Here is a 22,215-nt window from a genome sequence, read left to right as displayed (position 1 = left end):
TTCTCTGAAGCTATGTGAAGTGTAAGGATATGATAAATAAGAAATAGATATTGATTGAGTTTTAATTTCCCTCAGATTTAAATTTGAGGGATCTTTTATGCAATTTAACCTATTCATAATTGTTTTAAATATTCGATAATATTAGTTAACATCTACGAGCAGACCTAATATAACAGAGTTAATAATGAATAAAAATAAAAGCAGAGTATAGATTTTATTTAATGATAAAATCTGTTATAATCTCTATTAACAATATTACATAAGGAATATTATACATGGAAAATACTAGAGGAAAATAAATGCAATGAAGAGAATTTCTTTGAATTTTCTGTAAAATAGAAGGGGGCTTTAATGAAACACAGAATATAATTTAGAGAGGGATAATAAAGAGAGGTGGAATCATGGGAATTATCATAGTTGCCTTAATAATAATTAATATTTTTACTGTATACAAATTTATATTTAAGTTTATTTTTACTGATCTTGATGATTTTAATGAATCTTTAAGGTATTCATTTACGCCAGATATTATATCATTATTTAGGAGAGAATATTGGAAAGATCAATTTGGAGAATTTAAATTAGGCTTTTTTATTGCTATTTGTATTATAGTAACAATAGTAGAATATGGGATAGTTAATGTTATTATACAACAGATACTAAGATTAATATAAGATGTAAAATGGCTAGCCATTTTACATCTTATATTTTTACCTTAATAAATATTTTGAAGTTTTAAAACATTTCTTATCTCCATGTGAACGAGATAGTAAATTAAACTTCTTTTATTTCTACTTTTTAATTTTTAAATTTTTCATTTGAGAAAATATCGTTATAAAATATAATCATCGCTCCAGCAGTAGTTCTTTCTGCTAATGGAAGACCACATCTACTAATTCGATAGAAGCGACTTTCATCATCGGGAATTTTTTTAAATCTTCTATAGATTTTAAGAGCTACTCTTGAATTAAATCTTATGTAATCTTCAATAGAATCTAGAAGATATGTTCCCTTATCAACTTGAAATTCTTTAATATATTCATAGGTATGTTTAACATATGATTCATACTGATGGTGATCATCTAATAAACGAATATTAGCGTGCTGAGGGATGGTCATATCTTGAATAATATGCAAAGTAGCCCCTAGATAAAATAATGATTTATTAAATTCTCCCTTAGCCCATAAAGATAGGGCTTCTTGATAATAGTCTATACCTAAGTCCATGGCGGACCTTCTTCCATATAATCCTCTTTTTTTATAAGGATTGTAGAAATGGTTAGAGCTTTTGAAATCTTGATCTGCCCATACAGCACCTTGATTCATGTCCAGAATAAAGCTGCTAAAGAAATTATACTCTGCTAAGTATTTGTCATTTTTGAGAATATTTAAAGCATGGATATTAATAAACTTATGAACTTTACAATGAGTTTTCATAATTGATTTTTTTATGGGATTCGCAATACCAAAAACTGTTTTCAAAATATAATCATATGTTGTTTCTATGAAATCTATTTTAATCACCTACCATGTATAATTTACTAATTTCACTATAATCTTCAATGGTATCGATATCCATTAATATTCCAAGATCATTAACATTAAGAAAAGCGGTTTTATTAATAGAAATGAAGTCTCGTAAAGTCTTATAGGAATTATTACTAAGCAGTTTATTGACTAAATAAGATTTCATTAGTAATGGATGACCTCTTTTTCCATTATAGACTGGAATGACTATATCCTCATCTATATTTAGCATATCCTTATATGTTTTTTTATTAATAATAGGATAATCACCAGGAGTTAGAAAAAACTTTTCTCCTTTGATATTATATATTCCTTTTTTTACTGAACTAAACATTCCATCTAGATAATCTGGATTATATATTAGCTCAACCTTGGGATATTTGGATAATATTTTTTTTATATCTTCTACTTTATGGCCACCTATAACTATGATCCTTGAACATACATCATACATTCCAAGAATGCATTGTTCTATTACAGTTTTCCCATCAATATCCAATAGTAATTTATTTATACCAACCCTTGATGATAATCCAGCTGCTAGTACTATTCCTTCAACATTCATATTTATCTCCTTTATTACTAAACTCTACCAGTTAGTATAGATTTTATAGCATCTTCAATTTCTGCATATCCTGTACATCTACATAAGTTTGATTGAAGCCATTCTTGTATTACTGTATCATTAGCATCAGGGTGGATTTTAGATAGTGAATGACAAACCATTAAAAATCCAGAAGTGCAATAGCCACACTGAAAAGCAAAGTTTTCGACGAAAGCTTTTTGGATTGGTGCGTCCTTTAATCCCTCTATAGTCAGAACTTTTTTTCCTATAGCCTCTACTGTGAGCATTAGACAGGATTTTATAGGCCAATCATCTACTAGAACTGTACATGCTCCACAATCTCCATTTTCACATCCAGGCTTTGTTCCTGTAAGACCTAGTTTAGCTCTAAGAGTATACAGTAAGGTATCAGAAGGCTTCGTAAGCACCTCTCTATCCTCTCCATTTATATTTAAAGTTAAAACAGTAGGATTCAGTATCTCTAGCATTTAGCCTACCTCCTTAAATTTATCAAATAACTCAGATAGCATGTCATGCAGTATGAATTTTCTATATTCTGAAGAACCACTAATATCATTCAGTATCTTACCAGGTATATTCTCAATTGACTTTTTAATTTTTTCATCCCTAGATATTGAAGTATCATTTAGGATTCGTTCAATTTCCAATGATCTAACAGGGTATTCGCATAAGCCACTAAAGGCAACGAGAACCTTACCATTATCATTTAATGCGGACATTGTGATTAATGGATAATCTATTTTTTCGTTTTTAGTTCTTTTCACATGACTATAAGGCAGAGAAAGGAATCTTGCATCTATTATTACTTCAACTAGAATTTCATCTTCTGAAAGCTGAAGTTTTTTATCGAACAAATCCATTATTTGAACAGTCTTTTTACATACATTTCCTTGAATGACTACTCTACTATTAGATAGTAAGAGAGGTAAAATAGCTTCCTTGTATATAATGGTGCCCAGTAAATTTCCACCTAATGTAATTTTGTCCTGTATTGTATGGTCTGCTATTCTTTTAACTGCTAAGCTAAGAAGCGGAAAATAATTCTTTTCTGCAATATTGGTCAAGGTTACAGCAGAGCCAATTATTAAATTACCGTTTTTGAGTTCAAATGTATTACATTCTGGAATACCTTTAATATCTATCACTGCATCAGCATATCTATTAAACATCCTCGCCATAGATATAAATTCTGTTCCGCCTCCATAATATATGGGCTTTTTGCCAAGGGATATAAGATTATTAAATAGTTCTATGGCCTCTTCAACTGTAGTTGGCTTATAATATTCAAAATCAAATGGTATCATATTTACCTCCAGTCTTAGTCTTCCATATGGATTCTGGTGAGATAGGTAAAGTATCAAATTCAGCTTCTGCTGCTAAGGATAGTGCATTGGCAAAAGCAGAAGGCATTCCAAGTATGCCATGTTCTGCTATGCCTCTTATACCGAAGGGAGCATTTGTATCGGGTGTCTCCACGAAATCAACTATATATTCTGGATTTTCTCCAAATCTTAATAGTTTATAAGTTCTTAAGGAAGTATTTTCTAATATGCCCATAGAATTGTAGACAAACTCCTCTCTAGTTGCTAAACCTAATCCCATACTCATGCCACCCATGATTACTCCCTTTGCAGCCTTAGGATTGATTGCCTTACCTATATCTATGACTGTAGCGGCCTTTCGCAATCTATAGGAATAATTTTTAGGATTGTATTCTATTTCCACTGCTTGAGCACCTACAGACCAAGAGACAGCTGGTTTACCTATGCCAGTTTCTTTATCTAATTTGGTTAACTGTTTCATAATATAATTGCCTTTTCCAATCATCTGACCATATATGGATTCACCATTAGGATATTTGTAGCCATGTACTAAATTCTTAAATCCAATGAATTTAGTAGGATCATCTTTTGAATATACTTTTTGTTCCTCTATGTCTAAATCATCAGGAGAGCATTTTAAAGCCGCAGCACCTACTTCCTTCAATTGTCTTATCAAATCATCTGCGGCATTTATAACAGCATTTCCAACCATAAATGTTGTCATGCTTGCAACAGTTTTCCAATGCTTAGGGCTTATCTGAGTATCTACATCCATATAGACGTGAATATCATTTATGTCCATTTTCATTTTCTCTGCAAGTATTTGAGCTAAAGTCGTCTTCATACCAGGTCCAATTTCGGTAGCCCCAAAGTTTAGATTAATACTACCGTCGGCATTCAATGTAAGCACGGCACCAGAAGTAGCATTAGTAGGAGAATTAGGAGATTTCCAGAAGCATGAAATACCTTTAGCTATAATGGTATTTTTTTCAGTTTTTATCAATTGACCTTCTTCCCAATTAATACTCTCTTTTAATTTGTTAAGGCAAGCTTTGAGATTTCCCACATTGCTAAGTGTTATCTTGGCTTGTGTAGGTGAGGTATCTCCTTCTGTTATTGCATTTTTCATTCTGATATCAAAGGGATCCATGTTCAGTGCTAATGCTAGTTTATCAATGATTCTTTCAATGGGAAAAGTAAGCTGTACATGGCCGAAACCACGATATGATGTAACATAACAGTGGTTAGTATAGATACTATAAGAATCACAATGAATATTTTCAATATTGTATGGACCAGAACAGTTAGTGGCCATGGATTTTGCCATACGAGGACCAGTCCCAGTATATGCCCCACAATCAACATAGTATAGACATTCTAATGCCTTAATTTTACCATCATTTGTTGCCCCTAATTTAAGCTTAGCTTTAGTTCCAATATTAGATGGCCAAGTGGATATATCTTCTTCCCTAGGGCTTGCCATTCTAACCATTCTACCGCCAACTGCGGAAGAGGCAAGATATGCAAGAAATTCCATTTGTACACTAGCCTTCCCGCCAAATCCACCTCCTACTAATGGAACACGAACTATAACATTACCCTCAGAGCTTTGATATTGAGTACTTATTTCTTCTTTAACTGCAAAGGGACCTTGTGTTGATGTGTGTATAATTGTATTTCCATTTGGTAATATCTGAGCATTAGAATTTCTAGTTTCCATAGCTAAGTGGTCTGACTGTGGAAGGAAAAATTCAGATTCAATAACAATATCAGACTCTCCCCAAGCAACCTCCATATTGCCTTTTCTTATCTTCACATGATCTGCTATATTTGTATGAGATACAGGATATACTCGAGTATCAGGACAATAATAATATCCTAGATTTTCATGTACAAGAGGAGCATTTGGCTTTAAGGCATCAGATATGGAATTAACTATAGGTAGTGGTTCATATTCTATTTTAATAAGTTTTAGAGCTTTCGCAGCTTCTTGTTCGCTATTTGCTACAACTATTGCCACAGGCTCACCAAAATATCTAACTTTATCCTTTGCAATAGGTGGTCTATCATTGATAATAGATCCAACTAATACAGGTGTATAATCACCAGTAATTATGGCTTGAACACCTTTTGACTTTAAAGCTTCTTCAATATTGATGGATTTTATAATGGCATGGGCATGAGTGCTTGTTAATATTCTTCCATGTAAAGTTTCAGGAGTTAAGGTGTCGCCATTGTACTTTCCAGTACCTGTAACTTTATCCCAAGCTTCTTTTCGTATGGTGCTGACTCCGATCCTTTTCATATTGGGCATAGAACTTTCCTCCTACTTATGTAAAATTATTATTACTAAAATATTATTGCCATGTAAAGTTAAAGTATTCAAAAGTCTATGATTTCAACTACCCTTGAAAATAAAAAGTTTTTATTAAAACATTAATTTAGTAACTTCTTTTAAATTTATTGAGGTTAAGCTCTTTTCAAAGAATCAGAGACAAGTTGAAGCTTTCCTAATGGGTTATAAAAAATGCAATTGAATAACTAGATATTCGTATAAAAGAATAAGTATTAAACATAATAAGTATAGAACTATATAAGCATAGAATTATGAAAAGGAGGTAAATGTATGGAAACAAATGAAACTTTCCAAGAGATAAAAGAAAGGTTTATAGCTGCAGACTTGGATACAAAAATTGAAATATATACAACTGTTCAAGGCTTATCAGTGGAACAATATAAAGAGCTACTCAGGGTTTTTCCAATAAAATATTTAGATAAATTGGAAAAGGCGATGTCATAATTTTAGGAGGATTGAGGGATTATATTTTCTTCAATCCTTTTTATTTGTAATAAAAATATGATATTATATATAAAACATATTATGCAGGAGGAATGGAATTGAAAAAGATACTACTGATTTTATTAGTTATTTCTCTATCTTTATCATGTCTTTTAATAGCAGCAGAGCAGCATATATTTGATATAAAACATTATAGGAGGGCTTATTTTGCACATGATATTCTACAAGTTACCGGAAAAGAATATTTTCAACTTGAAAGTATAACTAATGATATATTCATTTATTTAAGGGGAAAGGCTGGAGATGAAATCCTAGAGCCTAATTTTAATCAACGAGAAATACTACATATGAGAGATGTGCAAGTCTTATTTAAATATGGATTTATATTAAAATATATAGCTATTATATTATCCATTGGACTAATAATTTATTTTGTATTGATAGGAGAGACAAAATTAGTAGGAAAGTGGATTTATAAAGGTCTTTTTGTTAATTTGATTTTTATTGGTATTCTCGGGATCATGATATACTTTGATTTCACTAAGTACTTTACTTATTTTCATTATATATTTTTTACGAATGATCTTTGGTTATTAGATCCTCAAACTGATTTGCTAATACAAATGTTACCTGAAGAATTTTTTAGTTCTATAGCAACTAGTATAGGGTTATCTTTTTTAGGTTTTGTGGCAACAATACAAGGTATAGGATATGCTGCAACTAAGAAAGGGAGAGAGAAAAATGAAAAAGGATTTAAGTTATTTAAAAGAGAATCGTAAAGATAAGGAAGAACAGAGAGTATTAAATAATTTTTATACTAAGCAGATAAAAAAAGGTAAAACTACTCGGGCAGACATTATGGATAAAATATCTTTAGGAGTAGGCATTTTAATCCTTTTAGTTTTAATACTAAATAGATTAATAAATAATTTTATCATTTCTTTAATATTATCATTTGTTATTGCAATGTTTATGGGTATATATATAAAAAAAATAAGCCTAGAAATTAGGCGTAAAAAAATAGAAGAATTTAAAAATGAGTATAAAATAAAACTTGAAGAAGAAAAAGTATTGTCAGCTGACGAGGATATAGAGGACTATATTATAAATAGATATTATGAAAAAAAATCAGAGTTAAAATCAAGCTTCAATTTTCTAAGTAAAGATAAAATATTTAAATTATATTTTTTATTTATTGTGTTTTATATCACTGCTTATTTTTCTACTTACCCAACATATTATAAAGTAATGGGTGTAATTTCTTTTCTTATGGCAAGTTTTATAGGATCTTATAATTTAACTGAGTATATTAGGAAGAAGGACAATAAAGATTTACTTAGCAGAGATAATGATGTATAATAATGTGTAGTTAGTAAGACAGAGTAGGTAAAGAGCGTTAAGTGTTAAGGGATGGGAAGTTGCCCTTAAACGAAGGATTAAATTCTGCGATTCTTTACCGCGTCCGCTGGACCATTAAAGAATCCTCTCATCTTTAGTGTGACAGTTGCTGTCACTAACAAGAGAAAGGAGGATACAAATGAAAAATGGTAAAAGAATAGACACAAGGATACTAACACAATCAGCTTTTCTAGTGGCGTTGTCAATTGCATTGACAAGATTTGCATCTATTATGGTGCTTCCGACTTTGAGAATAGGCTTTGGAGAGTTACCAATAATGTTGAGTGGAATGTTATTTGGACCAATAGTTGGGGGAATATCTGGAGCAGCTGCAGATCTAATAGGTATTATGGTTAATCCTCAAGGACCACCTCATTTTGGATTCACTTTAAGTTCTATGTTATGGGGTATAATACCAGGGCTTTATGTTCTCTATTTCAGAAGAAAAGATACAAAGAGCAATCCATTCTCGATACTAAGAGTTTTTGCTATGGTTAGCACATGTTATATAATAATATCTTTGGGTTTAAATACTTACTGGCTATCTCAGTTATATAACAAAGGTATTATTGTGATACTACCAAGTAGAATTCTAACAGCTTTAGTTAATATACCAATTCAAAGTATGATTATCACTTACTTGATAAAATATCTTAAAAACATTGTAGCATTCTAGGAGGTTTAAATGAAAAAAGTATTAGCTTTAGTTGGTAGTCCTAGGAAAGGAAAAAATACAGATAACTTATTAGAATTTTTATTAGATGGAATTAGAGAAAATGATTATGAAATTAACAAAATATATTTAATTGATAAAAAAATAAATCCTTGTACTGGATGCGATTATTGCGGAAAGATAGAAGCCTGTGTAAGTAAAGACGATATGAGTTCTATTTATGAAGGCTTTGATAATAGTGATATAATAATATTAGCAGCACCTATTTATTTTAACTCAGTAAATGGGGTGACAAAAAATATGATAGATAGATGCCAAAAATATTGGTCCTTAAAATACTCTTTAGGTAAGCAGTACAAGCGAAATGAAGAGAGGACAGGTGTGTTTTTAGCTACAGGCGGAGCTCCCTTTGCATATAATCAGTTTAATGGCTCTATAGCTGTGATGGACTATTTTTTTAAGGCTATAAATGCTAATTACAAAGGAAACTATTTTATATCTAATACAGATGAGGAGCCTGTAGATAAAAGATTAGATGTTAAGGAAGAATTATATGAAATAGGCAAAAATATTTGGAACATAAAAGACTTCTACCTTCACAGGTAGAAGTTTTTTATAACGAATAGGAAAGTTCTACTTTAATGTTTCATATCAAGAACTTGACCATAATGAATTTTAAGCAGATCACTTAAATTTTTGATTCCGGGCAAATCGCTTATGCATTGGTCAATAAAAGCATTCTCTAATATGACATTAAAAGCTTTTCTTATATAAGGAGGTGTAAAAAATGATAAGATTTTTAACGGCTGGCGAATCCCATGGTGAATCTCTTGTAGGCATAATTGATGGAATACCTGCTAATCTATATCTGGATATAGATTATATAAATAAAGACTTGAAAAGGAGGCAGATGGGGTTTGGTAGATCAGCTAGAATGCAAATAGAGAGTGATGAAGTAAATATATTATCAGGTGTAAGTAAAAATTTTACCACGGGAAGTCCTATTACTATATCCATTAAAAATAGAGGTACAAATATTGAGTTGGTAGAGGTTACCAAACCAAGGCCAGGTCATGGAGATTTAGCAGGTGCATTAAAATATAATCAAAAGGGTGGCAGGAATATTCTAGAGAGAGCATCGGCAAGAGAAACAGCTATGCGTGTAGCCTTAGGCAGTATCTGTAAACTCCTATTAAAAGAATTTAATATAAATATTTACAGTCATGTTATAAATATAGGTGGTGTAAATTCAAATATTGATTATTACAATGGCTTGGAAATTAGGGAGCTTACTGGAGTTGATCAGTCAAGTATTAGAGTAATTGATAAATGTTCTGAGAAGAAAATGATAAATAAAATCCAAGAAGCAAAAGAAGATGGAGACACATTAGGTGGGATTATAGAAATTATAGCCAGTAATATTCCTATAGGATTAGGTAGTCATGCTAATTGGGATACAAAACTAGATGGAAGACTGGCAGCAGCATGTATAAGTATACAGGGGATAAAAGGTATTGAATTTGGATTAGGGGGTATTGCAGCATCAGCCTTAGGGTCCAAATTTCATGATGAAATTCTCTACGATGATAATAGGTATAAGAGAAGAACAAATAATGCGGGGGGAATAGAAGCTGGTATATCAAACGGAGAAGATATAGTTATAAGGGCAGCTATGAAGCCAATACCTACTCTTAAGAGACCTTTAGAGACTGTGGATATGCTGACTAAAGAGAAAGCAATTGCACAATTTGAAAGGTCAGATACATGTGCAGTTCCTTCTGCTAGTATAGTTGCCGAGTCCATGGTAGCATATATATTAGCAGACGAATTAATTAAAAAATTTGGAGGAGATTTTTTAGAGGAGATTAAGATAAATTATAATAATTATCTTAAATATTTAGAAAGCAGGTAATGAAATGGTGTGGAAACAGGTAGATAATATATGGGAAGAATTATATCAATATTTGATTGATGATAATTTTATTCTTGTAACCGATGAGAATGTATATAATATATATAAAGAAGAATTAGAGAATTTATTAAAGGGGAGAGAAGAAATATATATAATTCCTTCAGGGGAAGCCAGCAAAAACCTAGAGGAATTATCCAATATATATAGTTTATTAATCCAAAGGAATATTGATAGAAAAGGTAGGATTCTTTGTCTAGGTGGTGGAGTGGTAGGGGATTTAGCAGGTTTTGCTGCTGCGACATACAAAAGAGGGATTGAATATGTTCAGATTCCTACAACTTTATTATCTCAAGTTGATAGCAGTATAGGAGGTAAGACGGGAATAGATTTTTCTGGCCATAAAAATATAATAGGTTCTTTCCATTTTCCTTTAATAACTTTAATTTGTACTTCCTTTATTCATACATTGCCAGAAAAAGAAATCACCTGTGGACTTGGAGAAATAATTAAATATGGCTTAATCCAGGATTATAATTTTTTTAAATATATAGAGAGAAATATGAATAAAGTTTATAGTAGAGATATGAAGGTACTCTCATTTATTATAGAAAAATCTATAAAAATAAAATTGTCTATGGTAGAGAAAGATAAATTAGATGCTGGTATTAGGCAAAACCTAAACTTTGGACATACTGTTGGTCATAGTATAGAATCTTTTTTTGGATATACAAAATATAATCATGGTGAGGCAGTTATACTTGGTATGATGTATGAAAGCAATATTGCCTATGAAAGAAATCTTATAGATAAGGAATATTATAATGAAATCATAAAAGTATTGAGTCCTTTAGTGGAACAAATAATCTTTAGTAATGATGAAATAAATATTCTTTTAGAATATATGAAGAACGATAAGAAAAATAAATATGGGAAGATTTCCTTTATTTTACCTGTAGGAAGGGGTAAAGTAAATATATTTTATGATGTAGAAGAAGAACTTATTATAAAAGCAATATTAAATGATTATAAAAAGGAATAATTTATGAGAATTTTCCTATGAGTTATAAAACCAGTTGAAAATAAATTTTTTATAGTTGAAAGGGTGTAGATTTTGAAGATAGAAGGAATAAAAGCTTTAAGAGGTGAAATAAAAATACCAGGTGATAAATCTATTTCTCATAGGGCGGTAATGCTTGGCTCCATTTCTAAAGGAGAAACGACTATTGAAAATGTTTTATTATCTGAAGATACTTTAAGAACAATTGAATGTTTTAGAGAAATGGGTATTAAAATAGATATCGATGGAAAAGAGAATAGGGTGAGAATTCAAGGCAAGGGGATATATAGCCTAGAAAAACCTAATAAACCTCTAGATTGTGGCAATTCAGGTACTACAATGAGGTTGTTAGCTGGAATACTAGGGGGGCAAAAATTTTCTTCAACTCTTATAGGAGATGATTCTTTAAGTAAACGACCAATGGATAGAATTATTATTCCCTTAACCAAAATGGGGGTAAATATTAAAGGGGAAGAAAATAAATATCCCCCACTTAGGATCTATCCTTCAGATGGATTGCAGGGAATTGAATATGAGTTACCTATTGCTAGTGCTCAAGTGAAGTCTTCTATTCTCCTTGCTTCTATTTACAGCAAAGGAAAGACTAAAGTTATAGAGAAAAAAACAACTAGAGATCATACCGAAAGAATGCTTGAATATTTTGGGCAAGGGGAGTTTAAAGGCAAGGAAATTTATGTTCCTGGAGATATTTCCTCTGCATCATTTTTTATAGTAGGAGCTAGTATAATTAAAGATTCCTCTATTGTCATTAAAGATGTGGGAATTAATCCTACGAGATCAGGGATTATTGATGTAATAAAGGCCATGGGAGGAAATCTCAGGATAGAAAATATAAGAACTATAAATAATGAGCCTATTGGAGATATACATGTTTCCTACTCTCCATTGAAAGGAATTAAATTAGATGAAAACATTATAGGAAGGTTAATTGATGAGATTCCTATAATAGCTGTAGCTGCTGCCTTTGCAGAAGGTACTACAATAATTAGAAATGCAGAAGAGCTTAAATATAAAGAAACTGATAGGATAAAGGCTATGGTTAATGAGCTGAGGAAAATGGGTGCTGACATTGAAGCGTTGTCAGATGGATTAATAGTAAATGGGAAAAAATCTTTAAATCCGACCAATGTGAATACTTATAATGATCATAGAATTGCAATGGCTCTATCTATAGCAGCCTTAAATATAATAGGAGAATCGAAGATTATAGATACTCAATGTGTAAATATATCATATCCTAATTTCTATGAGACCATGTGGGAGATATTGGAATAGTCTTTGATTTTTTTGGGACAAAGTTTTATAATAAATCTAGGATACATAATTTATAGGAGGATGAAGAAAAATGAGAACACAATTACCAATAGCTTTATCAAATAAACATATACATTTAAGCCAGAAAGATTTAGATATTTTATTTGGAGAAGGATATCAATTGACAAAGATGAAAGACTTATCTCAACCAGGGCAATATGCCTGTGATGAAAAGGTTGACGTTGTAGGACCGAAAGGCATATTAAAGGGCGTAAGAATATTAGGACCAGTTAGATCAAACACTCAATTTGAGTTATCAATATCAGATGCCTTTGCATTAGGTGTAAAACCAATGGTTAGAAATTCTGGTGATATTAAAGGTACTCCAGGGGCAAAACTTATTGGTCCAAAGGGTGAGGTCGAAATATCAGAAGGCATCATAGTAGCAGCAAGGCATATTCATATGCACACAAGTGATGGAGAAGAATTTGGGGTAGCAGATAAAGATATAGTAAGTATAAAAGTAGGTGGAGAAAGAGGTTTAGTATTTAATAATGTATTAGTTAGAGTATCTGAAGATTTTGCTCTTGAAATGCATGTTGATGTAGAAGAAGGAAATGCAGCAGGAATAAAGAATGGGGATTTGGTGGAGTTAGTCAAATAACTTTGGAGGTGACATGATGGTAAATATATTAGGAATGATAGATCATACTGTATTGAAGCCAGAAGCCACAAAAGATATGATTGAAACTTTATGTAAAGAAGCAATGGAAAATAATTTTGCTGCTGTATGTGTAAATCCTTATTATGTAAAATTTTGTAAGGATATTTTAAAGAATTCAAATGTAAAAGTGGCGACTGTTGTAGGATTTCCATTAGGTGCCAATACAAAAGAGGTTAAAGCTTTTGAAGCTATAGATGCAATAAACAATGGTGCTGATGAAATAGATATGGTAATTAATATAGGAGCTTTAAAGATAAAAGATTATAAAACTGTTAAAGATGATATAAAAGCTGTGGTGGAATCATCTAGAGGTAAAGCAATAGTAAAAGTAATAATAGAGACATGCCTTCTTACTGATGAAGAAAAAATTAAGGCCTGTGAATTTTCTATGGAAGCAGGAGCTGATTTTGTGAAAACATCAACGGGATTCTCCACAGGCGGTGCAACTGTAGAAGATGTAAGGTTGATGAAATCTGTAGTAGGAGATAAATTAGAAGTTAAGGCATCTGGAGGAGTTAGAGATTTGGAGTCCGCAAAGAAAATGATAGAAGCAGGTGCTACTAGATTGGGAACTAGCTCTGGTGTTAAAATAGCAAAAGAAATCTAAAAAAATAAATATTTTCCTTTTCTTGTTATAAAATTTGAAAATTATGAAAAACTATAATAAGAGGAGGGATAAATTGAAAAGATATTTATTATTTATATTAGCTTTAATGTTGTTTTTACAAATTGGCTGTAAGGCTGTTAAAGACGAAGAAATAGTTGAGATAGAGGAGCCGGAGGATACAGCAGTAGAAGTATCAATCGAAGATAAGATAATAATAGATAGGTCAGAAGATTTGGCGGATTATGTAGTTGAACTTTTTGGTATAGATGATGCAGCAACTATTATCTTCAACGATACAGCGCTGGTTTCTGTAATCATGGCACATGATACAGTGCTTACAGAAGATACTAAAGACTTAATTAATAGCTTAGTCATGGAAAAGGATGCAGGGATTAAAGAAGTATTAATATCTAATGATGAAAAGACTTTTTTTCAGATTGTACAGATTATAAGTGATCTATTGAATGGTTCACCCTATGATAAACATGTTGGTGAAATTAGTAAAATGATTGAAAAAAACAAATAATAAATCTGAAACCCAATTGGAAAGATTGGGTTTTTTGTATTTTTTTATTAAATACATAATATTAATATAAGTAACAAATTTAATTTTGGGTATAGTAAAATAATATATGAGAAGGAGGAATCAATTTGACACTAAAATCAGAAAGAATCAAAATTGGAAATGGGATATATCTAAACTTAATAAGAACAGATAAATTTAAATCTAATTTACTTAGTTATTATTTTTTAAGACCCTTGTCTAAGGAGGAGGTTACCAAAAATGCTTTACTGCCCTTAGTCCTTAAGAGAGGTACAGCTGAATATGATACAAACTTAAAGATACAAAGAAAGCTAGAAGAAACCTATGGAGCAAGCCTAAGTATAGCTATTAATAAAAGAGGCGAGAAGCATGTTCTTAGATTTACTGTAGAGACTGTTAATGGTGATTATGTAGGTGATGGAGATTATATTTATGAAGTAATTAATCTCTTGAAATCTATTATTTATAATCCAGCTTTGGAAAAAGGATATTTTAGAAGAGATTATGTTGAACAAGAAAAAGAAAATTTGAGACATAAAATTGAAGGAAGAATAAATGATAAAAGATCTTATGCCCTAGATAGATGTATAGAAGAAATGTGCAGAAATGAAAAGTTTAGTATTTTTCCGTTAGGTAATATAGATGATTTGGAAAATATAGACGAAGGCATATTGTATAAGCATTATCAAAATGTAATTAATACATCTCCTATAGAAATATTTTATGTTGGGGAATATGATGAAAAATTAATAGAGTATATTAAAAATATAGAAAAAGTAGAAAGAGATAGCGTTATCACTATACCAAGGGAACAAATTATATCAGGAGTTCAAACTAAAAATATGGTGCATGAAGATTTAGATGTAACTCAAGGGAAATTAGTACTGGGTTACAGAACGGGAATTCCCTATGAGGATAGATTATATAATGGCCTTATAGTAGCAAGTGATATTCTAGGTGGGGGGCCAAATTCTAAATTATTTAGAAATGTAAGAGAAAAGGAAAGTTTAGCTTATTATATTACTTCTACTATTTATAAATATAAATCCATTATGTTAATAGATGGTGGTATTGAATTTAATAATTTTGAAAAAACAATAGATATTGTAAAAGAGCAGTTAGAAGAAATGAAACATGGAAACTTTACTGACGAAGATATAGAGGTATCAAAAAAATCCATAAAATCTTCAACGGAATCTATTAGAGATAGTATTTTTCTTATATCGGAATATTTCTTTAGTCAAATATTATCTGAAGATAGTAGATCTTTGGAAGAAATCTTAAGAGATATTGATAGTGTTAGTAGAGAAGAGATAACAGAAGCTATGTCGAAGGTTGTTCTTGATACTATATACTTCATGAAAAATTCAAAAGCTTAGAAATGACATAGATACTAAAACAGCCTAAAAATAGAAGGAGGTATATAAGTTGGATATCAAAATATACGAAAACGAAAAAATAAGAGAAAAACTTTATTATAAAAAGATGAAATCTGGCTTAAAAGTTTATTTTATGCCAAAGGAAGGATATACAAAACAATATGCAATATTTGCCACTGATTATGGTAGCATTGATAATGTATTTACACCAATAGGAGAAAAAGAAACAGTAGAAGTGCCTGAAGGCATTGCACATTTTTTAGAACATAAACTTTTTGAAGAGCCTGAACAAAATATTTTTGATAAATTCTCCAGATTAGGAGCAAATGTTAACGCTTATACTAATTTTACTCAAACAGCATATTTGTTTTCATCTACTGAAAACTTTTATGATAATCTGGCCCTATTAGTAGAGTTTGTACAGCATCCATATTTTACTGATGAAAATGTAGAAAAAGAAAAGGGAATTATTGCCCAAGAAATAAATATGTATAGAGATAATCCAAGTTGGAGGGTATTTTTTAATTGCCTAGGTGCAATGTATAATGAGAATCCAGTAAAAATAGATATAGCTGGAACTGTGGAAAGTATCCAAAATATAAACAAGGAACTACTTTATAAATGCTATGACACATTCTATAGTCCAACCAATATGGTTATATTTATCGTAGGCGATCTATCCTTTGATGAGATAATCAAAGTAATAGATGAATCAGAGAGAAAGGATTATAAGGAAGTAGAAAAAATCAATAGAGTTTTTCCAGAGGAACCTAAAGAAGTAAGAGAAAAGTTTATTGAAGAAAGCATGATGACGTCTAGCCCTTTGTTTTATATTGGATTTAAGGATACAAATAATGAGCTAGAGGGAGAAAAGCGAGTTAGAAAAGATTTTATTACAAATTTTATACTTGATATGTTATTTGGATCTAGCTCTGTATTTTATAATGATATGTATGAAGAAGGGCTTATTGATAGTAGTTTTGGAGCATATTATACAGGGAAAAAATCCTATGGACATTCTATGATTGTAGGTGAATCAAAGGATCCCAAAGAGGTATATAATAGAATCATGTTGTTCTTTGAAAAAGAAATAACTTCAATTTTATTAGAAGAGGATTTCAATCGTATAAAGAAGAAAAGTATGGGAGAGTTCCTAATGGGGCTGAATTCTGTTGAATTTATTGCAAATACATTTATTTCTTTGTATTTCGATGATTTCTTATTAATAGATTATTTAGATATCTTGGAATCTATTGAATATAAAGATATAGTTGAGAGATTTAACAATCATTTTACAAAAGATAATTCTGTCTTGTCCATAATAAATCCCTTGAGATAATAGAAATCAATCTTAATTTGTGATATACTAGTCCAATGAAGTATTTTGAAAGGTGGTTTTATTATGGATCCAATTGCATTTCAGATTTTTGGACTTGAAATTAGATGGTATGGTATTTTAATTGCTACAGGGGTACTAATAGGTACTATACTTGCTATTCAAGAAGCTAAAAGAGTTGGACTTGATGAAGAAACTTTAATGGATTTCCTAATATGGGAAGTTCCTTTATGTTTAGTAGGTGCGAGATTGTATTATGTAGTATTTAGTTGGGATATGTATAAGTATAATCCTATAGAAGCATTAAATATTAGAAATGGGGGATTGGCAATACATGGAGCCATAATCACTGCTATTATTGTAGCCATTATTTTTACCAGAATTCGCAAAATAGATTTTTGGACAATTGCAGATGTATGTGCTCCTAGCTTAATACTAGCTCAGGCAATAGGGCGATGGGGAAATTTTATAAATCAAGAAGCCCATGGTGGTCCTACAAATTTACCTTGGGGAATTATGGTAAATGGAGTAAAGGTACATCCTACTTTCCTTTATGAATCCATTTGGAATTTCTTAGTTTTTTTGTTCCTTCTATGGTATGGAAAGAATAAACAAAAAGTTAAAGGAGAAGTTTTTCTATTATATTTATCCTTATATTCATTTATTAGATTTTTTATAGAAGGACTTAGAACGGATAGCCTAATGTTTGGACCAATTAGGGTTGCGCAGCTTGTAAGTGTAATAGGAGTTGTTATTCCAATGTATATATTTTATAGAATAAGAAAAAATATAAAGAATAAATTTTAACTGTTGGTAAAAAATGCCAGCAGTTTTTTTATGTCATTTTACCCTGTAATGTCGAAAAATAGAGAACTATGACTAAAGTACTAAATTGTTTTTTTTCAAAAAAGGGTGGAAGGATTTTTTAATTTAGTGTAGAATAGTATATATAGTGGTAGAAAGTGGTGGAAAGTGGTAAGAAATATACAGCAAGTGAGTGATTGGTATGTTTATTGGTGAATATCAACATACTTTAGATACTAAAGGAAGAATAATAATGCCTTCTAAATTCAGAGAAGAATTAGGGGAAGAATTTGTTATGACTAAAGGACTTGATAATTGCCTCTTTGTATATCCTAAAAATGAATGGGCTGTTTTAGAAGAAAAACTTAAAACATTACCACTTACCAACCGTGATGCGAGAGCATTCATTAGGTTCTTCTTTGCAGGAGCTAGTGAAGGTGCTTTAGATAAGCAAGGGAGAGTTCTTATACCAGCTAATCTTAGGGAACATTCCAGATTAGATAAAGATGCTGTAGTTATAGGTGTATCTACTAGGATAGAGATTTGGAGCAAGGAAGAATGGGATGCTTACAATGATGATGATAATTTATCTTATGATAGTATAGCAGAGAAGATGGCTGAGTTAGGGATATAACTGGGGGAGATTGTATGAAATTCGAGCATATATCAGTTTTATTGAAGGAAATATTAGATGGATTAAATATAAAAGAAGATGGAATATATGTAGATGGAACTTTAGGAGGTGCTGGCCATTCAGCTGAGATTGTGAAGAGATTAACTACAGGAAAGTTAATAGGAATAGACCAAGATTTAAATGCATTAAAAAAAGCAAGTGAAGTACTTAAAGAATATAGTGACAAGGTAATATTAATTCACAATAACTATGAAAATATATATGAAGTATTAAGTGATTTAGGGATTGAAAAAGTAGATGGAATTCTTTTAGACTTAGGTGTGTCATCACATCAGTTAGATGAAGAAAGCAGAGGGTTTTCCCATAATAAAGATGCACCATTAGATATGAGAATGGATGAGACAAGTTCTTTTTCTGCTTGGGATGTAGTAAATAAGTATTCTGAAGAAGAATTGGAAAAAATCATCTGGAATTACGGTGAAGATAGATGGGCTAGAAGGATAGCTAAGTTTATTGTTGAAGAAAGGAAAGAAAAATCTATTGACACAACACTTCAGCTAGTGTCAGCTATTAAGAAAGCAATACCAAAGGAAGTAAGGAAAGATGGACATCACCCAGCTAAGAAAACATTTCAAGCGATTCGCATAGAAGTAAATAGAGAGCTAGATGTTTTAATAGAATCAATTCCTAAGATGGTGAACCTTTTAAATCCAAATGGTAGATTAGCTATTATTACTTTTCATTCTTTAGAAGATAGAATTGTAAAAGAAGGATTTAAGGAATTATATCTTGACTGTATTTGTCCACCACATTTACCAAAATGTGTATGTCAGAAAACTAGAGAGATAGAAATTATTACTAGAAAACCAATAATACCAAGCGAAGAAGAAATAACTATAAATCCTAGGTCTAGATCAGCTAAGCTTAGGATAGCTGAGAAACTTAATGTTCTAAATAGAAAAGGGGGAGAATAAATTGTTAGTAGCGAAAGAGCTTAGTTATTACCCTACAGAAGCACTAGAAGTCAAAGAGAAACCAAGAAAGAAAACAAGGAAAATACAAGAAAAAAAGAAGAAGAAAAATAATAGCCTTGCAAAGCTGACAATTATGAGTATACCTATGGTAATCTTAGGGATAGCTTTATCTATATTATTTCGATATGCAAATATAACAGCAGTGAGACAAGAAATAACTAATTTAGAAAGGCAGAAAGTAGAGCTTGAGAAGGTAAAATTAGATTTAGTAGCTGATCTTGAAGGAATAAAATCCTCAGTAAAAATTGCAGAGGATGCAGTTACAAAATTAGGCATGAATTATCCAACTGAGGGACAGATAGTATACGTTTCAATAAATGACAATAAAGTGGAACATGTGGAAAAAAGTAGTATTGGAAAGCAAATAAGAAAGGTATTTAGCATGGTTACAAACTTGTTTTAGGAGGTAGTTGCTTTGGCAAAACCCAGTTATTCATCTAAGAAAAGATTATTATTTGTTTTTGGTGTAGTAGTTATGGTTTCTATACTTTTGATTGGAAGATTAGGTTACTTACAGATAGTAAAAGGTGAAGAACTGAAGAAAGGTGCATTAGAACAGTGGACCAAAGGAATAACTATAAAATCAAAACGTGGAGTTATTTATGATAGGAAAGGCAAAAAGTTAGCAGTAAGTATAACAGCATCTACAGTATGGGCTAGTCCGCCTGATATAAAAGATGCTCATAAAACGGCAAAAGAAGTGGCGAGAGTTTTAGGCCTAGATGAGGAAGTTGTATATACAAAGATTACTAAAAAGATAGGAACTGAAAAATTAAAACAGTGGATAACTAGAGAAGAAGCTGCAGAGTTGAGAAAATTAAAATTACCTGGTATAGAAATAGTAGATGATAATAGAAGATATTATCCATATGGAAATTTTGCTTCTTTTGTATTAGGTTTTACTGATATTGACAATAATGGATTATATGGGATTGAAAGGACTTATGACAAATATTTGACTGGTACACCAGGAAAATGGGTAAAAACTACAGATGCAGCAAGTAGACAATTACCTTTTGATGGTGAAAAGATATATGAAGCATCAGATGGGCTGTCAGTTGTTTTAACTATAGATGAGACAATACAACATTTTGCAGATAAAGCAGCTGAAGAAGCTGCAATAGTTACAGGCGCTAAGAATGTTTCTATTATATTGATGGAACCAAAAACAGGAGATGTTTTAGCGATGTCTTCTAAGCCGGATTATGATCCTAATAATCCAAGAATACCATTAAATGAAGAAACTAAAAAAGAATGGGAAGCATTGCCACAGGAAGAGCTTCAAAAACGTTGGTATGATATGTGGAGAAATTTTGCTATCAATGATGCCTATGAACCAGGATCAACATTTAAGGTAATTACTGCAGCTGCTGCCATTGAAGAGAATATTGCTAACCTAAACTCTCACTTTTATTGTAATGGGTTTGTTAGAGATATAAAAGGTGTATTATTAAGATGTGCTAGATGGTATAATCCTCATGGAGATCAGACATTTATAGAGGCAATGAACAATTCCTGTAACGTAGCTTTTGTTGATTTAGGTAGAAAAGTAGGGAAAGAATTATTATATAAATACATAAAAGCTTTTGGATTTGGTGAAACCACAGATATAGATTTAAATGGAGAACAGGGAGGCATTATACCAGCTAGTACAGATAGCATAAAGGAAGTAAATTTGGCTACAATGTCCTATGGTCATGGTATAGCAGTTACTCCTTTACAGTTAATTAATGCAGTATCTTCCATTGCTAATGGTGGTAATTTAATGAAGCCTAGACTTGTAAAAGAGTTAATAGATGATGAAGGAAAAATTGTTGAAACATTTGAGCCAGAAATAAAAAGAAAGGTTATATCAGAATCAACTTCTAAGACTATAATGGAAATGTTAGAAAATGTAGTTAGTGAAGGTACAGGAACTAAGGCATATATTCCAGGATTTAGAGTAGGTGGAAAAACAGGTACTGCTCAGAAGATTATTGATGGTAGATATGCACCAGGTAAGTATATTGGCTCTTTTGTTGGTGTAGCTCCAGCAGATAACCCTCAAGTGGCAATATTGGTTGTAGTAGATGAACCTGTTGGGCAATATTATGGGGGAACTATAGCAGCACCTATAGCTAAGACTGTGTTAGAAGAGACTTTGAACCATCTCGAAGTTACACCAGTTTTTACAGAAGATGAGAAAGGGCAAATTATTGAAAAGGTAATAGTACCAGATGCGAGAAATATGAAGATTGGTGATGCAGGAAAGATTTTCACTGAGAAAGGACTAAAGTATACAACTGAATATTTAAACTTAACCTCTGATTCAGTTGTAATAGATCAATTTCCATTACCAAATACAGAAGTTCAAAAAGGCTCAATAGTAGATTTATATGTAAATGAAAAAGCAGGAAAACGAATCATAATGCCTTATCTTATTGGAAAAGATAAGGAAGATGTAATTAAAATTCTTGATGAGTTAAATCTAAATTATGAGCTAAAGGGAGAAGGAAAAGCCAAGACTCAAAATCCAATACCTGGTGAAGAGATACCTATCAATACAAAAATAGAGGTTGAATTTGGTGAGACATAAGAGTAATATAATTAGAGGCAACTTAAAT

24 protein-coding genes and 1 riboswitch are annotated in these 22,215 nt (G+C 31.3%); of the genes, 19 read left to right on the top strand and 5 right to left on the bottom strand.

The features are described 5' to 3' along the window. Positions 1 to 401: 401 nt before the first annotated feature. On the top strand, positions 402 to 674 hold the full coding sequence (locus tag KQI38_RS16125) for a hypothetical protein (protein ID WP_216561221.1): 273 nt from the start codon (positions 402 to 404) through the stop codon (positions 672 to 674). A gap of 124 nt (positions 675 to 798) precedes the next feature. Here the strand turns inward: KQI38_RS16125 and KQI38_RS16120 are convergent, their stop codons facing one another. The 5 genes from KQI38_RS16120 to KQI38_RS16100 are packed head-to-tail and all read right to left on the bottom strand — an operon-like array spanning position 799 to position 5,749. Beyond that, positions 799 to 1,524: a zinc dependent phospholipase C family protein gene (locus tag KQI38_RS16120; RefSeq protein WP_235601282.1), complete on the bottom strand. Its 726-nt coding sequence runs from the start codon at positions 1,522 to 1,524 to the stop codon at positions 799 to 801. Beyond that, positions 1,517 to 2,092 carry a nucleotidyltransferase family protein gene (locus KQI38_RS16115; protein ID WP_216561219.1) on the bottom strand — a complete coding sequence of 192 codons (576 nt, stop codon included), beginning with the start codon at positions 2,090 to 2,092 and terminating at the stop codon, positions 1,517 to 1,519. Before KQI38_RS16115 ends, KQI38_RS16120 begins: the two co-directional genes overlap by 8 nt. Positions 2,093 to 2,109: 17 nt before the next feature. Then, a complete protein-coding gene (locus tag KQI38_RS16110; protein ID WP_216561218.1) occupies positions 2,110 to 2,580 on the bottom strand; it encodes a (2Fe-2S)-binding protein in 471 nt (156 codons plus the stop codon). Continuing rightward, positions 2,581 to 3,417, bottom strand: a complete 837-nt coding sequence (locus KQI38_RS16105) for an FAD binding domain-containing protein (protein ID WP_216561216.1) — start codon at positions 3,415 to 3,417, stop codon at positions 2,581 to 2,583. Further along, a complete protein-coding gene (locus KQI38_RS16100; protein WP_216561214.1) occupies positions 3,404 to 5,749 on the bottom strand; it encodes a xanthine dehydrogenase family protein molybdopterin-binding subunit in 2,346 nt (781 codons plus the stop codon). Before KQI38_RS16100 ends, KQI38_RS16105 begins: the two co-directional genes overlap by 14 nt. A gap of 312 nt (positions 5,750 to 6,061) precedes the next feature. Here KQI38_RS16100 and KQI38_RS16095 point away from each other — a divergent pair, with 312 nt between their 5' ends. From KQI38_RS16095 to KQI38_RS16010, 18 genes are all read left to right on the top strand, one after another. Next, positions 6,062 to 6,235: a hypothetical protein gene (locus KQI38_RS16095; RefSeq protein WP_094900714.1), complete on the top strand. Its 174-nt coding sequence runs from the start codon at positions 6,062 to 6,064 to the stop codon at positions 6,233 to 6,235. A 98-nt stretch (positions 6,236 to 6,333) separates the two neighbouring features. After that, positions 6,334 to 7,014 (top strand): TIGR01906 family membrane protein, encoded by a 681-nt coding sequence (locus KQI38_RS16090; protein WP_216561212.1) that lies wholly within the window; start codon positions 6,334 to 6,336, stop codon positions 7,012 to 7,014. Then, positions 6,977 to 7,594, top strand: a complete 618-nt coding sequence (locus KQI38_RS16085) for a hypothetical protein (protein ID WP_216561210.1) — start codon at positions 6,977 to 6,979, stop codon at positions 7,592 to 7,594. The genes KQI38_RS16090 and KQI38_RS16085 overlap by 38 nt, the downstream gene beginning before the upstream one ends. Before the next feature lie 17 nt (positions 7,595 to 7,611). Continuing rightward, positions 7,612 to 7,705: riboswitch (THF riboswitch) on the top strand. A gap of 67 nt (positions 7,706 to 7,772) precedes the next feature. After that, positions 7,773 to 8,309 (top strand): folate family ECF transporter S component, encoded by a 537-nt coding sequence (locus tag KQI38_RS16080; RefSeq protein WP_216561208.1) that lies wholly within the window; start codon positions 7,773 to 7,775, stop codon positions 8,307 to 8,309. A 9-nt stretch (positions 8,310 to 8,318) separates the two neighbouring features. Then, positions 8,319 to 8,912: a flavodoxin family protein gene (locus tag KQI38_RS16075; protein WP_216561206.1), complete on the top strand. Its 594-nt coding sequence runs from the start codon at positions 8,319 to 8,321 to the stop codon at positions 8,910 to 8,912. 181 nt (positions 8,913 to 9,093) lie between these two features. Further along, on the top strand, positions 9,094 to 10,218 hold the full coding sequence (gene aroC / locus KQI38_RS16070; protein ID WP_246565892.1) for a chorismate synthase: 1,125 nt from the start codon (positions 9,094 to 9,096) through the stop codon (positions 10,216 to 10,218). A 4-nt stretch (positions 10,219 to 10,222) separates the two neighbouring features. After that, positions 10,223 to 11,257, top strand: a complete 1,035-nt coding sequence (aroB, locus tag KQI38_RS16065; RefSeq protein ID WP_216561204.1) for a 3-dehydroquinate synthase — start codon at positions 10,223 to 10,225, stop codon at positions 11,255 to 11,257. A gap of 72 nt (positions 11,258 to 11,329) precedes the next feature. After that, positions 11,330 to 12,571 (top strand): 3-phosphoshikimate 1-carboxyvinyltransferase, encoded by a 1,242-nt coding sequence (gene aroA, locus KQI38_RS16060; RefSeq protein ID WP_246565891.1) that lies wholly within the window; start codon positions 11,330 to 11,332, stop codon positions 12,569 to 12,571. 70 nt (positions 12,572 to 12,641) lie between these two features. After that, positions 12,642 to 13,214: a phosphate propanoyltransferase gene (gene pduL / locus KQI38_RS16055; protein WP_216561202.1), complete on the top strand. Its 573-nt coding sequence runs from the start codon at positions 12,642 to 12,644 to the stop codon at positions 13,212 to 13,214. Between the two features lie 16 nt (positions 13,215 to 13,230). Further along, positions 13,231 to 13,881, top strand: a complete 651-nt coding sequence (deoC, locus tag KQI38_RS16050; RefSeq protein ID WP_094900731.1) for a deoxyribose-phosphate aldolase — start codon at positions 13,231 to 13,233, stop codon at positions 13,879 to 13,881. A 73-nt stretch (positions 13,882 to 13,954) separates the two neighbouring features. Next, positions 13,955 to 14,407 (top strand): YhcN/YlaJ family sporulation lipoprotein, encoded by a 453-nt coding sequence (locus KQI38_RS16045; RefSeq protein ID WP_158220084.1) that lies wholly within the window; start codon positions 13,955 to 13,957, stop codon positions 14,405 to 14,407. A 125-nt stretch (positions 14,408 to 14,532) separates the two neighbouring features. Further along, complete coding sequence (yfmF, locus tag KQI38_RS16040; RefSeq protein ID WP_094900735.1) at positions 14,533 to 15,804, top strand: EF-P 5-aminopentanol modification-associated protein YfmF; 1,272 nt, start codon at positions 14,533 to 14,535, stop codon at positions 15,802 to 15,804. 49 nt (positions 15,805 to 15,853) lie between these two features. Beyond that, a complete protein-coding gene (gene yfmH, locus KQI38_RS16035) occupies positions 15,854 to 17,143 on the top strand; it encodes an EF-P 5-aminopentanol modification-associated protein YfmH (protein ID WP_201259779.1) in 1,290 nt (429 codons plus the stop codon). A gap of 63 nt (positions 17,144 to 17,206) precedes the next feature. Beyond that, entirely contained in the window at positions 17,207 to 17,947 is a 741-nt protein-coding gene (lgt, locus tag KQI38_RS16030) for a prolipoprotein diacylglyceryl transferase (protein WP_216561200.1), read from the top strand. A gap of 199 nt (positions 17,948 to 18,146) precedes the next feature. Further along, positions 18,147 to 18,578 carry a division/cell wall cluster transcriptional repressor MraZ gene (gene mraZ / locus KQI38_RS16025; RefSeq protein ID WP_094900815.1) on the top strand — a complete coding sequence of 144 codons (432 nt, stop codon included), beginning with the start codon at positions 18,147 to 18,149 and terminating at the stop codon, positions 18,576 to 18,578. Between the two features lie 14 nt (positions 18,579 to 18,592). Beyond that, on the top strand, positions 18,593 to 19,552 hold the full coding sequence (gene rsmH / locus KQI38_RS16020; RefSeq protein WP_216561198.1) for a 16S rRNA (cytosine(1402)-N(4))-methyltransferase RsmH: 960 nt from the start codon (positions 18,593 to 18,595) through the stop codon (positions 19,550 to 19,552). Between the two features lies 1 nt (position 19,553). Further along, entirely contained in the window at positions 19,554 to 20,015 is a 462-nt protein-coding gene (locus KQI38_RS16015; RefSeq protein WP_216561196.1) for a hypothetical protein, read from the top strand. A gap of 12 nt (positions 20,016 to 20,027) precedes the next feature. Then, a complete protein-coding gene (locus tag KQI38_RS16010; protein ID WP_216561194.1) occupies positions 20,028 to 22,187 on the top strand; it encodes a PASTA domain-containing penicillin-binding protein in 2,160 nt (719 codons plus the stop codon). The last annotated feature ends 28 nt before the right edge of the window (positions 22,188 to 22,215 follow it).

The organism is Tissierella carlieri, from assembly GCF_018917285.1.
In the GTDB taxonomy this organism is placed as follows: domain Bacteria; phylum Bacillota; class Clostridia; order Tissierellales; family Tissierellaceae; genus Tissierella; species Tissierella carlieri.
Note: the sequence above shows the minus strand (reverse complement) of the source record. Positions and strands in the feature narration are given on the sequence as shown.